Annotated in this window: 14 protein-coding genes; 9 read left to right on the top strand and 5 right to left on the bottom strand. The window is 68.8% G+C overall.

Annotated features, from left to right (window positions below):
* Positions 1 to 34: 34 nt before the first annotated feature.
* Genes OOK34_RS11940 through OOK34_RS11925 form a run of 4 tightly spaced genes read left to right on the top strand, consistent with a single transcriptional unit; the run spans position 35 to position 6619 of the window.
* Complete coding sequence (locus tag OOK34_RS11940) at positions 35 to 733, top strand: TnsA-like heteromeric transposase endonuclease subunit (RefSeq protein WP_267033831.1); 699 nt, start codon at positions 35 to 37, stop codon at positions 731 to 733.
* Complete coding sequence (locus tag OOK34_RS11935) at positions 730 to 2865, top strand: helix-turn-helix domain-containing protein (protein WP_267033830.1); 2136 nt, start codon at positions 730 to 732, stop codon at positions 2863 to 2865. Before OOK34_RS11940 ends, OOK34_RS11935 begins: the two co-directional genes overlap by 4 nt.
* A complete protein-coding gene (locus OOK34_RS11930; protein ID WP_267033829.1) occupies positions 2862 to 3980 on the top strand; it encodes an AAA family ATPase in 1119 nt (372 codons plus the stop codon). Before OOK34_RS11935 ends, OOK34_RS11930 begins: the two co-directional genes overlap by 4 nt.
* Positions 3977 to 6619, top strand: a complete 2643-nt coding sequence (locus OOK34_RS11925) for a TniQ family protein (protein ID WP_267033828.1) — start codon at positions 3977 to 3979, stop codon at positions 6617 to 6619. Before OOK34_RS11930 ends, OOK34_RS11925 begins: the two co-directional genes overlap by 4 nt.
* Here OOK34_RS11925 and OOK34_RS11920 read toward each other — a convergent pair.
* The gene (locus OOK34_RS11920; protein WP_267033827.1) at positions 6610 to 6966 is read right to left on the bottom strand and encodes a hypothetical protein; all 357 of its coding nucleotides are present in this window, start codon (positions 6964 to 6966) and stop codon (positions 6610 to 6612) included. The genes OOK34_RS11925 and OOK34_RS11920 overlap by 10 nt on opposite strands.
* A 70-nt stretch (positions 6967 to 7036) precedes the next feature.
* Between OOK34_RS11920 and OOK34_RS11915 the strand changes: the two genes are divergently transcribed.
* From OOK34_RS11915 to OOK34_RS11905, 3 genes are all read left to right on the top strand, one after another.
* The gene (locus OOK34_RS11915) at positions 7037 to 7351 is read left to right on the top strand and encodes a hypothetical protein (protein WP_267033826.1); all 315 of its coding nucleotides are present in this window, start codon (positions 7037 to 7039) and stop codon (positions 7349 to 7351) included.
* A gap of 78 nt (positions 7352 to 7429) precedes the next feature.
* The gene (locus tag OOK34_RS11910) at positions 7430 to 7810 is read left to right on the top strand and encodes a hypothetical protein (RefSeq protein ID WP_267033825.1); all 381 of its coding nucleotides are present in this window, start codon (positions 7430 to 7432) and stop codon (positions 7808 to 7810) included.
* A gap of 157 nt (positions 7811 to 7967) precedes the next feature.
* Positions 7968 to 9353: a serine hydrolase gene (locus OOK34_RS11905; RefSeq protein WP_267033824.1), complete on the top strand. Its 1386-nt coding sequence runs from the start codon at positions 7968 to 7970 to the stop codon at positions 9351 to 9353.
* Between the two features lie 9 nt (positions 9354 to 9362).
* Here OOK34_RS11905 and OOK34_RS11900 read toward each other — a convergent pair whose 3' ends face one another.
* From OOK34_RS11900 to OOK34_RS11890, 3 genes are read right to left on the bottom strand one after another with little or no spacing between them, the layout of a single operon-like run.
* Positions 9363 to 10538 (bottom strand): winged helix DNA-binding domain-containing protein, encoded by a 1176-nt coding sequence (locus OOK34_RS11900; RefSeq protein WP_267033823.1) that lies wholly within the window; start codon positions 10536 to 10538, stop codon positions 9363 to 9365.
* Positions 10539 to 10592: 54 nt separating this feature from the next.
* Positions 10593 to 11054 (bottom strand): GNAT family N-acetyltransferase, encoded by a 462-nt coding sequence (locus OOK34_RS11895; protein WP_267033822.1) that lies wholly within the window; start codon positions 11052 to 11054, stop codon positions 10593 to 10595.
* A gap of 13 nt (positions 11055 to 11067) precedes the next feature.
* Entirely contained in the window at positions 11068 to 11973 is a 906-nt protein-coding gene (locus tag OOK34_RS11890; RefSeq protein ID WP_267036710.1) for a GNAT family N-acetyltransferase, read from the bottom strand.
* 123 nt (positions 11974 to 12096) lie between these two features.
* Between OOK34_RS11890 and OOK34_RS11885 the strand changes: the two genes are divergently transcribed.
* Positions 12097 to 12747 carry an HAD family phosphatase gene (locus tag OOK34_RS11885; RefSeq protein WP_267033821.1) on the top strand — a complete coding sequence of 217 codons (651 nt, stop codon included), beginning with the start codon at positions 12097 to 12099 and terminating at the stop codon, positions 12745 to 12747.
* Positions 12748 to 12867: 120 nt separating this feature from the next.
* Positions 12868 to 14073 (top strand): globin domain-containing protein, encoded by a 1206-nt coding sequence (locus OOK34_RS11880; RefSeq protein ID WP_267033820.1) that lies wholly within the window; start codon positions 12868 to 12870, stop codon positions 14071 to 14073.
* A gap of 72 nt (positions 14074 to 14145) precedes the next feature.
* Here the strand turns inward: OOK34_RS11880 and OOK34_RS11875 are convergent, their stop codons facing one another.
* Complete coding sequence (locus tag OOK34_RS11875; RefSeq protein WP_267033819.1) at positions 14146 to 14625, bottom strand: NUDIX domain-containing protein; 480 nt, start codon at positions 14623 to 14625, stop codon at positions 14146 to 14148.
* Between the last annotated feature and the right edge of the window lie 9 nt (positions 14626 to 14634).

The following is a 14634-nucleotide window of genomic DNA, read 5'->3' as shown; positions in this document are numbered from 1 at the left end:
GTGCGCTGGGGGTGTAGTGGACACTGCTGCGACTGTGAGCGTGCGTCTTCAGAGCGGCCAGATCATCGAAGATCGCGTCTGGGGTACGGAGCCGCTCAAGGGGTTGGCCTCGGCTGTGCCGTGGCGAGTTTTCCGTTGGCGGAAGGGCCAGAAACACTACTCGGGCACCTACTGGTCCGCGACGATGTGCGATCACGTGATCTACGAGTCCCGTTTGGAGCTGGCGCGGCTGCTCTTGGCGGACTTTGATCCGTCTGTGCGCCGCATTGTGGCCCAGCCCTTCCTGCTCAAGGCCGTGCTGGAAGGGAAAGTCCGCAAGCACATTCCGGACTATCTGCTGGTCACGGAGCAAGGGCCAGTGGTCGTGGACGTAAAGCCGCTACACCGGTTGGCGATCCCCGAGGTGGCCTTCACCTTCGAGTGGACCCGGCGGACGGTGGAGTCGAAGGGGTGGAAGTACGAGGTCTGGAGCGAACCGCCGACCGCAGAGTTGGAGAACGTGAGATTCCTGGCGGGCTATCGCAGGGACTGGCTGTTCAGCTCCGACATCCTGGACGCGCTCAGGAGCGCTGAGCTGGATGGTGTTGCCCTGGGCGTGGCAGGTCTCTGCCTTCCTGATCGGCCGGAGCCTCAAGTTCGCGCCGCTCTTTGTCACTTGCTTTGGACGCACTGCCTCATGGTCGATCTCGGCCAGCCTCTTGGTCCGTCGTCTGTACTGAGGAGGCCGGCATGAGCAGGGCTGGAACCCGGGTGGGAGTCGGTACGCGTTTCCGCTATGACGGGGAGACCGTCGAGGTGGTGGAGATGGCCGCAACCATGGCGGGCAACGAGGTGGTCCTGAAGAACGGCCAAGGGAGCCTGCTGAGGATCGCGCTCAAGGAATTGTTGTTTTCCGACCGTGCCGCCATCAGCCCAGACGGATCAGGACCGTCAGGCGGCGATGACGAAGAGATCGCTTCTGTCGTACTAGGGCAGCTCGACAGTTCAGCACGGGCAAAAATCCTTGAGCGCGCCGAGCACGTCAGGGAAGTCTTGACTGGCTATCGGTCTGGAACACCGGAACTTGCCCGTGAAGGTGAGCCTCGCTCGGAGTATTGCCCGGAGCGACCGTGGGAGGCACGGTATGCGGCCAAGGCAGATGAGCTGGGGGTATCACCTCGCACCGTGAAGCAATGGGTCGCTGACTTTCGTCGTCGAGGAGAGTCTGGGCTTGCCCCGAAAAGGTCAGCCGGAAAACCTCACGTCGAGGTCGATGACCGGTGGGTGGAGACCGCGCTGGAGGTGATGGTCGAACACACCGGGGAGTCGAAGCCGTCACGGACGATGGTGATCGCGCGGACTCGGGCCCGGGTGATAGCGCGGTTTGGGCCGGAGGTAGTGCCGCAGCCGAGCCGGGCGACCGCATTTCGCCTGCTGGAGCAGCTGGAACGGCAGCACCCTCTGTTCCGGCTGAGTACGAAACGCAACCGGGACATCGCCAGCCGGCCGGAGGGCGTCTACGGGAAGCTGCGGCCGACGCGGCCGGGCGAGTACCTGCTGATGGACTCCACCCGGCTGGACGTGTTCGCGTTCGACCCGTTCACGCTGCGGTGGGTGCAGGCTGAGCTTTCCGTCGGCATGGACTGGTACACCCGGTGCATCACCGGGATCCGGATCACGCCGGTCTCCACGAAGGCGGTGGACGTCAGCGCGGTGCTCTACCAGTCATTCCGCCCCCGGAGGGCAGGCGCCGACTGGCCGCGGGACGCGGTCTGGCCCGAGCACGGCATCCCCAGGGCGGTGATGGTCGACGTCGGTGCCATGGAGGGGCCCGGTCTCGTGTCTCCGCCGCTGGTGCCGGAGACGTTGGTGGTCGATCACGGCAAGGTCTACGTCTCGGAGCATCTGACGAGTGTCTGCCGCCGGATGGGCATCTCGATTCAGCCGGCGAGGCTACGAACGGGCCGTGACAAGGGACCGGTTGAGCGTTACTTCCGTACCCTCCGTGAGGGGCTGCTGCAGGTCCTGCCTGGCTACAAGGGCCCCGACATCCACTCCCGGGGGGAGAACCCAGAGGGCGACGCGTTCTTCTTCCTGGACGAGCTGGAGGCGATGATCTGGGAGTGGACTGCGAAGGTCTATCACCGGCGGCCTCACGCGAGTCTGGTGGATCCCGGCTTGCCGGGGCTGCGGATGTCTCCGGCGGCGATGTTCGAGCACGGCATGGCCAGGGCCGGCTACATCGAGGCACCCCGCAACCGGGATCTCGCTTTCGAGTTCTTGCAGACCACATGGCGCACGATCCAGCCCTATGGCGTTGAAATCGGCCGCCGCCGCTACAACGGGAGCGCACTCAACGCCTACCGAAACGCCAAGAGTCCCTACACCGGCAGCCCGGTGAGGAACGGCTGGCCGTTCCAGGTGGACCCCGACGACATCACGCGGATCTACTTCCGTGATCCGACGGACCGCAGCTGGCACCCATTGCTCTGGGAGCACGCACCCTCGGCCTCTATGCCGCTGAGCGAGGACGCGCTGACGTTCGCCCGGAGGCTGGCTGCGGCGAAGTACCGCTTCCCCGATGACCGGCTCGCGATCGCTGACCTGCTGGAGCGCTGGAATATCGGGCTGGGAACCACGCTCGCTGAGCGGCGCATGGTCTTGCGTCTCTCGCGAGAGCAGGCGGCCATCGAGCTGCCGCAGACCGAAGAGGAGACCGTCGTCTCCCTTTCCTCCGTACGCAAAGCCCTCGGCCAGGCCGCGGAGCCGACCGAGCCCGTGGAAGAGGATCCGGTAGAGGCGCCCGAGATGGGCGATGACGACGAGGCTGATCTGGAAGACCTCGGTGACGACGATTTCTATGCGGACGCCCTGGAGGACGTGTGAGCACTTCCAGCCCGCCGACCCTGGGCAATCTGGCGTTGTCGCGGAAGGAGGACTGGAAGGCATTCGTCGAGGCCCCGCGCCGCAGCCGGCCCGAGCTGCTGACCCGCACCCAGGTGAAAGACCTGAGCGAGGAAGCGAGGGCCGACTACGACCGGCAGCGGCGGCAATGGCACGCCAACCTCGGCCCGATCAAGACTCCGCAACTCGCTGAACTGCATGAAGACCTGTGGGACATCGTCGACAGCAACGTCCAGGACGGCGACAAGGCCAAGGGGGCCGTGGCCGTCGACGCCTTCCCCGGCCTGGGCAAGACCACCTCGGTGCTTGCGTTCGCCCGGGACTTCCACCGCCGGGAGATCGCCGAACAGGGTGCGTTCACCGCCGATGGGCACGAGCGGCTACCGGTCTGCCGGGTTGGGCTAACCGGCAACACCGGCATGAAGGATCTCAACCGGTCCCTGCTGGAGTTCTTCGGCCACCCCGGACGCAATCGCGGGACCACTGCCCAGTTCGGCCAGCGAGCCCTGGACTGCGTCCTGTCCTGCGAGGTCCGCCTGCTCGCGCTCGATGATCTCCACTTTCTGAAATGGCGCCAGAGCAGCGGTATCGAGGTCAGCAACCACCTCAAGTGGATCGCTAACGAGTTTCCCGTGACCCTCTTGATGATCGGCGTCGGGCTCGCCGACAAAGGGTTGTTCAGTGAGGGAGGCGCTACAGGGGACGAGGCACTGGCACAGACCGGCCGCCGCACCACCCGGCTGGGAATGAGGCCCTTCACGATCGAATCCGAAGAGGACCGCCGGGAATGGCGGCAGATGCTGCTTGCCCTCGAACAACGTGTGGTCCTGGCCGACAGGCGCCCGGGCATGCTCGCGGACGACCTGTCCGACTACCTCTTCGCCCGCAGCACTGGCCACATCGGCTCGCTGATGACGCTGATCAACAGGGGCTGCCAGAGAGCGGTACGCAGCGGCACCGAATGCCTCACCCGCGACCTGCTCGACCGGGTGAAGAACGACGAGGCGTCTGAAGCGGCCCGCAAGGAGCTCGAAGCCGCTCTGGAGAAAAGGCGACTGACCAGCCGCCCCCGCTCCACACGGGAGAAAGCGGCGTGACTGCGGTCGCCCGAACCCTCCCCGTCCGGCTGGCGCCATTGCCGGGTGAGGCCCTCGATTCCTGGCTGGAAGCCCTGGCCCGACGGCTGAACACCGCGCTCGGAGACGTGCTGCGGCACCTCGGGTTCCCGGCGAGATCCAGGCAGGGAGATCACCTGAAGGGCATCCCGCCGGACTGGACGATCCTGCTCAGCGAGCAGGAGACGATGGCCATCGCGCACGCGAGCGGACTCGATCCGCAGACGATCACCAGCATGACCCTGGCCCACTACGACCAGAGGGCTCTCCGCATCAACTTCGAGCGCCGCCACGTCAAACGCTCGGTGCTTTGGGGCCGTGGCGGTGGCTCCCAGTTCTGCCCGGACTGCCTGCGCGACAGCGACGGCAGGTGGCAATTGGCCTGGCGGCTGGGCTGGTCATACGCCTGCGTCTTCCATAGCAGGCTCTTGGCGGACTGCTGCCCGGACTGCGGACGCATTCAACGACAGCGGCCCCGATCCGGCCGAGTCATCCCGCTGCCAGCGATCTGCGGAAACCCGCCTGCGGCGCGGGGTGGACATCGAACAAGCGGCTGCGGATTCGATCTGACCCAGACCCGTACGCTCCGGCTGCCCGTCGGGCATCCCGCGCTTACGGCCCAGGCACGGCTGCTGGACGTCATCGAGACCGGCACCGCAGCCTTCGGCCCCTACGCGATCAGTCCGCAGTCATCCCAGGCGGCACTGGCTGATGTCCGTGCCATCGGCGGACGGGTGTTGGCGGATCTTCCGGCACTCGACATCAGGAACCTGGTGCCGGCGGACATCGCCGAGGAGCACTTCACCGTTGAGCCCGGCTCTCGGCTGGCTCTGCGAGCAAATGACAGGCCGGGCTTCATGGCCCCACCGCGAGCCGTGAGCACGGCCGTCGCGGTGATCATCGCCCTGCAGGTTCTCGAGCAGAACGATTTTCACCGAGCCGGCGAGGCGATGCGGGTCCTCCTGGAGGCCATGCGCGAGGAGCTCTGGCAGATCAGCGCCAGCAGCATCGACAGCTGGGGACAGGGCCTGACCCCTGTCCTGCAAGGAGTGAACCTGGCAGCCCTCGCACCCACGCTCCGTCCCAGCGAACAACTCCGCTACCGCACGGTCACACACATGCCGATCCGCCCTAGGACGGGCCGCGAGGCGACACAGCGGGCCCGGAAGATTCCCAGCATGTTCTGGCCCTCCTGGGCCGTGCGGCTCACCCCTTCCGAAGGGATCTATCCCCGTGTCCTCGCGCCCGTGCTGGCCGCCTCACTGCTGATCATCGGCAGCAAAATCACTCTTGAGTCCGCCGCTGAGCACCTCGGAGTGGTCACGGACGGCATCGAAATCTCTCGCGTTCTTCAACTGCTGGACGATCAGCCGCACTGGTCGGCTGTGGTCACTGCCCTCGTTCAGCTGGCCGATCACCTCGACGCCACGGACGCCCCCATCGACTTCCAGCGGCGGCGCCGCTTGGACTACACCGAGCTGCTGCCACACGAACGCTGGCGCGAGATCTGTCGCAGCGTCGGCACGTCGCCCGGCACCGGCCGCCGCGAGGCTGTCGTCCGCTGCCAGCTCTTCCAGCGCATCAGCGGTCTTCCCCCCGAGTCCTACCCCGACTACCGCGCCAGCAACGAAGCCCAGTTTCGGGCTGCGAGCGTCCGCCACGCCGCCCTCCAGACACCAGAGCTGGCCCAGGCACTGATGGAGGAAGCCCAAAGCTTCCTCGCCCGTCACCGCATCCGCGACGAACCGGTGACCTGGCAGCCGCCCCTGACCTTGCTGACGGGGATCGATGTTCCTGGCCCCGACCCGGATCAGATCGATGTTCGGCGGCTTCACCGGCTCGTCCGCCAGCGCAAGAATCCAGTTCAGCACGCAGCCGAGGTCTTCAGCACGAGTGTCGAGGCCATCCGACTCGTCCTGGACGAACAGCCGGCTCCCGCACGCCCGCCGACGAAGACCGCGGCCAGGGCGACGGGCCACATCCGTTTAAAGGCTCGCCAGGAGGTGCCGAAGGAGACCTTCACCCGGCTCTACCTGGACGAACACCGCTCACTTCAACAGATCGCCGACCTCATGGGTTTCTCCCGCCCGGTGCTGACCGCCTTGGCGAAGGAGTACGGCATCGCGCTTCGAGCCGGCCCGCAGGACTACAAGCCCCGCGGAGCCATCGAACGGGAGTGGCTCATGGAGCAGTACGTCATCCGCCGACGGACCCTGCCGGACATCGCCCGAGAGACGGGCATGAGTACCGCGAACATGGCCCGCTGGGCCCATGCCCACAAGATCCCCCTACGGCCCCGCGGCGGTGGAAGCCACGACACCGCACTACGCGTCACTGAGCAGGCGGCCCGCACCCCAGCGATTCTGCGCAAGGCCCTCACCAGTACCTATGCCTGGCAGCGACTCGAACGGTTTGCGGCCGCGGCGTCCTATCCCACAATCGGCGGGGCGGCCCAAGCCCTCGGCATCAACCAGCCGACCCTGGTGATCCAGATCAACCGCTTGGAACGGGACCTCGGGAAGACTCTGCTTGAACGCGCGGAACGTGGTCGGTCCATGAAACTGACCGCCTTCGGCAAGAAGGTCGTAGCAGTCGTCAGCACCAGGTCGTGTCAGCCCTGATGCTGAGCGTCATCCGCCTCGAACTGCGAGCCGATGTTGTTCCACATGAAATCGACCTTCCAGTCGGCCATGCCGGCCGCCCAGCCGAGCATCGCGGTCAAGACCTTCTCCTGGGACACGGTCCGCGTTTGGTAGTGCTCGGCTGCCACGCCGTCCCGGAATTCGAGTTGGTACGTGTTGTCGTCACGCAGCAACACCTGGACATACCAGCTGCCTTCCGTGCCCTCCTCCACACGCTCCAGAATCAGATGCGCGTTACCGCGCTGGAGGTTGGCCAGCATCCTGCCTATCGCTGGCTTCGAGGGCTTCTTCACCACACGGCCCGCCTCATCAGTCGCAATCAGCATGGCGTGATCCTCCAACACGGCTCTGACATTGCCTCGGCGAGCAGACAGAGCATGTTGTCATCATGGGCTGGTGACGACATGGATGCGCTGCTACTGGGACGAGGAAGACACCTGGTTCTACTTCGAGGTCGACGCCGAAGGTTGGGTGACCCGGCAGATCGAGCTCGAAGGGCCTGAGCTGATCCCGATCGCAGCCGCCTCCCTCGCCGAATGGCAGCAGGCCCGCGACACAGGCCGCCTCGACGAGTACGACAACAGGTTCGGGATCACAGCAGAACTGCCCGTCCCTGAATGGGAAGGCCACGATCCGGAGGAGCTGACCTCCGACCAGTTCGAGGAGGTCTGGGACTCCGCCCGTCGGCAGATCACAGCCCGGCCGTCGTGATTGCTCGCTCGGGGCGGATAGTCACTTGCCGCACCCGCCCTGCCAGCTCGATCATGAAGTCTCGATCGAGGAGGCTTCGTGGGATTGTGCCTGTTCCCTGGGGACGGTGACCTCACCAGCCCGGACATCAGCTGGTCCTACTCGGGTTTCAGCGCCTTCCGCCGGCGCTTGGCGCAGGCTGAGGGGTTCACGCTGCCGGACATGTGGGGTTTCGGCGGGGACCGGCAATGGAGCGAGATCACATCGACGCTTGAGCCCCTGCTTGACCATCCTGATGATGACGGTGAACTATCCGCTGCCGACTGCGCCAGGGTCCTGCCCCGGCTGGCCGAGATCATCACGGAGTGGGAGACCGTGGAAGGCGACCCTACTGTCTCGCGGCACATCGAGGACGCCCGACAGCTCGTGATCGTGTTGAACATCTGCGTCGACTCGAACGTCGAACTGCTCTTTGGGTGACATTGAACAGAACCCAGCTGTGAGCCGGGGAGCCAGGATGGCTTCGAGGAAATGACATGGCCGTGAGACAGAACCTGTGCCAACGCGGGTGAGACACCGCCAAGACCTGCAGGTCACAGCGTCGCCATATGACACCGAAAGCGAGAACCTACAGATCATGGACGCCTTCTCAGAAGACCTGGAACTGCTTCCCGCCACCCGGCGCACCCTGAGGCACCGGATCGCCGTCGCGCAGAGCGAGGGGCGCTCCCCGTCGCTCGTGGCGGCCGTCGTACGCGGCGGGGAGGTGGTCTGGGAGGGTTCCCGGACCTCCGTCGAAGGCCACGGGCCGGACGGGAACGTGCAGTACCGGATCGGCTCGATCACCAAGACCTTCACCGCGGTTCTGGTGATGCGGCTGCGCGACGAAGGCCTGCTGGAGCTGTCGGACCCGCTGGGCAAGCACCTGCCCGGGAGTGGCGCGGACGAGGTGACCGTCGCCCAGCTGCTGGCCCACACGGCGGGACTCGCGGCGGAGACGCCCGGCGAGTGGTGGGAGCGTACGCCGGCCTCCCTGCGGCCGGAGCTCGCCGACGTGCTCGGCGAGGAGCCGTTCAAGCACCTGCCGGGGACCCGCCACCACTACTCCAACCCGGGTTACACCCTGCTGGGTTCGCTCGTCGAGGCGCTCCGCGGGAAGCCGTGGGAGGAGGTGCTGCGCGCCGAGGTGCTGGAACCGCTGGGGCTGGACCGGACGAGCACCCGGCCGCAGGCCCCGAACGCGGGCGGCTGGGCGGTGCATCCCTGGGCGGACGTGATGATGCCGGAGCCGTCCGAGGACCTGGGGCTGATGGCCGCGGCCGGTCAGCTGTGGTCCACGACCAACGACCTGGCCAGGTTCGCCCAGCTGCTGCTGCGCGGCGACGAGCGGGTGCTGAGCGTCGAGAGCGTACGGGAGATGCGCACCTCGGCGGCGCCCCCGGAGCCGGGTTTCGCCGAACTCGGGTACGGGCTCGGGCTCCAGCTGGCGGACCAGGACGGACGCCGGCTCACCGGACACGGCGGTTCGCTGCCCGGGTTCGTCGCGGGACTCTGGATGAGCGAGGCGGACGACGTGGCCGCGGTCGTCCTGGCGAACTGCACCTCCGGCCTGCCGGCTTCGACAGTGGCCGCCGAGCTCGTCGCGATCGTCGCGGACGCGGAGCCCCGCATCCCCGCGCCGTGGCGGCCGTTCAAGGAGACGGACCGGGTACCCCTCGAGCTGTGCGGCCCCTGGTACTGGGGGACTTCGGCGCAGGTGGTGCGCCTGAACTGGGACGGATCGCTGGAGCTGAGCCCGGTGGGTGCCACCGGTCGCCCGGCCCGCTTCCACGCCGAACCGGACGGTACGTGGACCGGTCTGACGGGCTATTACGCGGGCGAGACGCTGCGGGCCGTACGGCGGGAGGACGGCTCCGTGAGCCACCTCGACCTCGGCTCGTTCGTCTTCACCCGCGAGCCCTACGACCCCCAGGCCCCGGTGCCCGGCGGGGTGGACCCGCAGGGCTGGCGGGGCATCGGCTGACGCCTCGGGTCAGGCGACGAGTTCGCGCTCCAGCGGGGTGCGGAACCGGGGGGTGATCCGGGCGTCGCCCACCCAGTCGGCGAGCCGGGCCGCTTCGGCGGCGACCGCCTCCTCGGCGGCGCGGCCGGGGCTGCCCAGCAGCCGCCAGACGATCTCCCCGTCCGGGCGCTGGGCCCAGCCGCCGACGATCTCGCCGTTCCACCACACGGTGGGCCCGATGTTGCCCGCGTAGTCGAAAAGGGCGGGACGGTGGGCGGTGTCGAGGTGGAAGCTCCGGTCGGCCCAGCCCATGGCGCTGGGGTCGAGGCCGGGCAGCAGCGCGGCCCAGGGCTCCGGGGCCGGCTCGGGCCCGGTGTCACCGGGGCAGACGAGCGCGGTCCCGCCGTCGTCGAGGCGGACCTGCTCGGGGCCCACGGCGGCCAGGGCCTTGCGCACGTCGGTGAGGGTCCAGCCGGTCCACCACTTGAGGTCGGCCTCGGTGGCCGGGCCGTAGGCACGGAGCCAGCGGCGGGCGAGCTCGGCGCGGGCCTCGGCGGCGGGTACGGAGGGCCAGGGTTGCGTGTGCACCCACCGGTACTGGCTGGAGGTCCACGACCCGCGCGGGCGGTCCCGCCGGATCCGGCCGTCGGCCGCGAGGAGGCGGATGACACGGGTGGCGACGCCGGTCTCGGTCTCGTACTTCTTGCCCCGGCCGATGGTGATCTTCTGCCGCAGTGCGGGCACCGCCGCGGAGAGCTGGGTGCCCGTCGAGGGACCCCGGGCGTCGAGGGCGTCCAGGGCGGCGCCCTCGGCCCGCGCCAGCCAGTCGGCGTCGAGGCCCTGCCCGTCCTCCTCGAGGTGCTTGAGGAGGGTCCGGCGTTCCTTCACCGCGATGCCCCGGGCGGTGGACGCGTCCACGTACGGGGCGAGTTCGGCGGAGACGGCGAAGAGCGTGTTGCGCATGCTGAGCATGCGGACGACGCTGACGTCCTCGTACAGGGCCTGCCCGATCGTGTCCGGGCCGCCCCCGGCCAGCCGGGCGCGGGCGGAGAGGTAGACGGTCGCGGCGTCCGTGGCGTGCAGGGCGACGACGGCGTCCGCGGCCTGGACCGTGGTGGCGGCGCGGGCGGAGGGAGCCAGGCGGTGCCGTCGGCCGAGCCGGTGGCGGCGTTCGGCGGTGGTGACGAGGGGAAGGCTGGGGCTCATCCTCCCGATCGTAGGCCGGGCCGCCGACAGCGGCCCGGCCTGTGCCGGGACGCGTCAGAGCTGGAGCTTGAACCCCACGTGGGAGGCGGTGAAACCGAGCCGCTCGTAGAACCGGTGGGCGTCGGTGCGGGTCGCGTCCGAGGTGAGCTGGACCAGCTGGCAGTTCTCCTGCCGGGACCGGTCGACGGCCCATTCGATGAAGAGGGTCCCCAGACCGCTGCCGCGTTCGTCGGCGTGGATCCGGACGCCTTCGATGATGGAGCGGGTGGAGCCCTTGCGGGACAGGCCCGGAACGATCGTGAGCTGGAGGGTGCCCACGACGCGCTCGTCGCGGACGGCGACGACCACGTGCTGGTGGGGGTCGTCGGTCAGCCGCTTCAGGGCCGCGACGTACGGGGCCAGGTCGTCCGGGGATTCGCGGGTGGCGCCCAGCGGGTCGTCGGCGAGCATGGCGACGATGTCCGGCAGATCGGCCTCGGTGGCGGGGCGGATGGTCAGTTCGGCGGGTTCGGTCACGGGGAGCCTCGTCTCAGCCGGCGGCGACGGTGAGCGGCGCCCAGCGGCGGGACCAGTCACCGGGGAGGCCGGGGATGTCTCGGGTCATGACGGTGTTGAAGGCCACGGATTCCAGGCCGCGCTCCTTGAGCCACGAGAGGAGCTCCTCGTGGCGCACGTCGACATCCGTGCGCAGGTGCCGTTCGGTGCCGGCGGCGAGGGAGGACACCAGGGCCTTGGCGGAGGCGGTGTCGCGGGCGATCAGCGGGCCGATGACATGGGTGTCCATGTTGGGCCAGATCGCGGCGTAGCCGATGAGGGCGCCGGAGGAGTCCTCGGCGACGAGCAGCCTGTCCGTGAAGGCCGGAAGCCGTGTGATGACGTGGGTCCGGTCGGTGCCGAACACCTCCGTGTCCAGCCGGACGATCCGCTGGAGGTCCTCGGCGGTGGCAGGCCGGACGTGGACGCCGCCGGGGCCGCTGGTGAGGCCGGCGGCGGGTCCGTCAGGCTCGGGGCGGAAGGCGCCCCGGAGCATCTCCGCGCGGCCCGTGGTGTCGAAGCCGAGCTCCTCGTAGAGCGGGCGGCCGTACGGGGTGGCGTGCAGGGTGAGCGGCACGCCGGCGAGGACGTCGTCGCACACGTACCGCATGAGGCGCCGCCCCAGGCCCTTGCGGGCGTACCGGTCGGCGACGAGGACCATCCCGATGGCGGCGAGGTCGGGCTTCGCCCGGGTGTCGCCGTACTGGGTGACGACGCAGGCCGCGGCGAGCCCCTGGCCGTCTGGTGCGTCGATGCCGTAGCCGTTGCCGGCGGCGAGGAGCAGCCCCCACTTGTGGTCCTCGCGCAGCCAGCCGCGGTCCTCGGACAGGTCGGCGCAGTGACGGAGATCGTCCGTGGTCAGCGCGCGGATCGGCAGGTCGGTGAGCGGTGGTGGTGTCACCGGCCCAGAGTGGATCATCAGCTCCTGGGGAGTCCAGGGATTTGAAGGATCCGACCGCGGATGTTTCACGTGAAACATCGGGTCGCTGTTTCACGTGAAACGTAGCGGTTAGCCTCGGCAGCTATGACTTCCCTGCACTTGTTCGACCTCGACGGAACCCTGATGTACGGCTCGGCCGCGCCGGTGGAGATCTCCCGGCAGCTCGGCGTCGGCGCCGAGATCGCCGAGCTCGAGCGGGCCTTCGGCGCAGGGGAGATCGGCCCGCACGCGTTCTCGGTGGCGGCGCGGGAGCTGTGGGCGGACCTCACGCCCGCGCACGTCCGGGCCGCTTTCGACGGGGCCCCGTGGCTGGCGGGGATCCGGGACGTCTGGAAGGAGATCCGGGAGCGCGGCGACTACTGCGCGGTGATCTCGCTGTCCCCCTCGTTCTTCGTGGAGCTGCTGCTGGAGTGGGGGGCGCATGCCGCTCATGGCTCGGTCTTCCCGGAGGTGCCCTTCACCCGGCCCGTCGACGCGGCCGGGATCCTGACGCCCGAGGGCAAGGTGGAGGTCGCGGACCGGCTGTGCGAGCGGTTCGGAGTGGGCCGGGCCGACTGCGTCGCGTACGGGGACTCCAGGACCGACGCGGTGCTCTTCGAGGCGGTGGCGTGCTCGGTGGCGGTGAACGCGCGCCCGTATCTGGCGGAGCGGGCCACGCATGTCTACGAGGGCCGCGACCTCCGTGAGGCATACCAGCTCGTGGGTGTCCCACGCCCGGAAGTCGAGGCATCTTAAGGGGAAAAGGGGGTTCGAAACCCGGTTTTTTCCATTCCCCCGCAGCGCTCTCGGTCGGCTGGCACGCTGTGAAACCCGGAACCTCGGATTCGAGGCCGAGGCGTGTGAGACCCGACCGAGATGCTCGAAGCGAGGCACCGCATGGACGCTCCGCCCACCAGATCGGCAAGAGCGACGGGCCGGATACCTTCCGGGGGCGGTGCGATCGAGCCCTCCCCGGACGCCGTGCTCATCCGCCGGACCCTCGCGGAGATCGCACCCGTCGCAGACAAGGTGACCTCCTACTTCTACGCCCTGGTCTTCACGGGCCACCCCGAGGTCCGGGAGATGTTCCCCGCGGCCATGGACGTCCAGCGCGACCGGCTGCTGAAGGCCCTGCTGACCGCCGCCGAGCACATCGACGACCCGGCCGTGCTCATCCCGTACCTGCGCCGGCTCGGCGCCGGGCACCGCAAGTACGGCACCGTGGCCGCGCACTACCCGGCGGTCGGAGAGGCCCTGATCGGGGCGCTGGCCCGGTACGCGGAACTCACCTGGGGGCCGGAGACCGAGGCGGCGTGGGTGCGCGCGTACACCGCCATCTCACAGACCATGATCGACGCGGCGGCGCAGGACGAGGCCAGGGCGCCGGCCTGGTGGCACGCCGAGGTGGTCTCGCACGACCTGCGCACCTCTGACATCGCCGTGCTGACGGTCCGTCCCGACCAGCCGTACCCCTTCCTCGCCGGCCAGTACACGAGCCTGGAGACGCCGTGGTGGCCGCGGGTCTGGCGGCACTACTCCTTCGCCTCGGCGCCGCGCGCGGACGGGCTGTTGTCCTTCCACGTCAAGGCCGTCCCGGCGGGCTGGGTCTCCAACGCCCTGGTGCGGCACGCCCGCCCGGGCGACGTACTGCGGCTGGGGCCGCCCGCCGGGTCGATGGTGGTGGACCACAGCACCGACAACGGGATGCTGTGCCTGGGCGGGGGCACCGGCATCGCCCCGATCAAGGCGCTGATCGAGGACGTGGCCGAGCACGGAGAGCGGCGTCCGGTGGAGGTCTTCTTCGGGGCGCGCAGCGACCACGACCTCTACGACAAGGACACCCTGCTGGGGTTGCAGCGCTCCCACCCGTGGCTGTCGGTCCGCCCGGTGATCGGCGAGGGGCTGGCGGGCCAGCTGCCGCAGGCGATCGGTGAGCACGGGCCCTGGAGCTCGTACGACGCCTTCATCTCCGGACCGCCCGCGATGATCCGCAGTGGTGTGGACGCGCTCAAGCGGATCGGGATCCCCGGGGAGCGCATCCGCTACGACGCGCTCGAGGAGCTGGCGGGCGTGGCCGGCTGAGACCGGCGCGCGGTCGGCCGGGACCGGCCGGCCGGCTGGGACCGGCGAGGGCCCGTCAGTTCCCCGGCGTGGTCAGCCCAGGTCGGGGGCGTGCATGGCGCGCACCCCCTCGATGTTGCCGTCGAGGTAGTGGCGCAGCGAGAGCGGAACCAGGTGGACGGCGGCGATGCCGACCCGGCTGAAGGGCACGCGGACGATCTCGTACTCGCCCTCGGGTTCGTCGACCTCTGGCCCGTGCCGCAGGGCCGGGTCCATCGATTCGAGGTGGCAGACGAAGAAGTGCTGCACCTTCACGCCGGTCACTCCGCCGGACGCGATGTGCTCGACGGTGTCGACGAAACAGGGCACCACATCGGTGATCTTGGCGCCGAGTTCTTCGTGCAGCTCGCGGTGGAGGGCGTCGACGACCGTGGCGTCCGAGGACTCCACGCCGCCGCCCGGGGTGAGCCAGTACGGGTCGACGCCGGGCTTGGTGCGCTTGATGAGGATCAGGTCGTCACCGTCGAGCAGGATCGCTCGGGCGGTGCGTTTGACCACGGGACGTTCGGTCATGGGAGAAGA

The organism is Streptomyces sp. NBC_00091 (assembly GCF_026343185.1).
GTDB lineage: Bacteria > Actinomycetota > Actinomycetes > Streptomycetales > Streptomycetaceae > Streptomyces.
The sequence above is the reverse complement of the archived record's forward strand: the minus strand, read 5'-3'. Positions and strand labels throughout refer to the sequence as shown.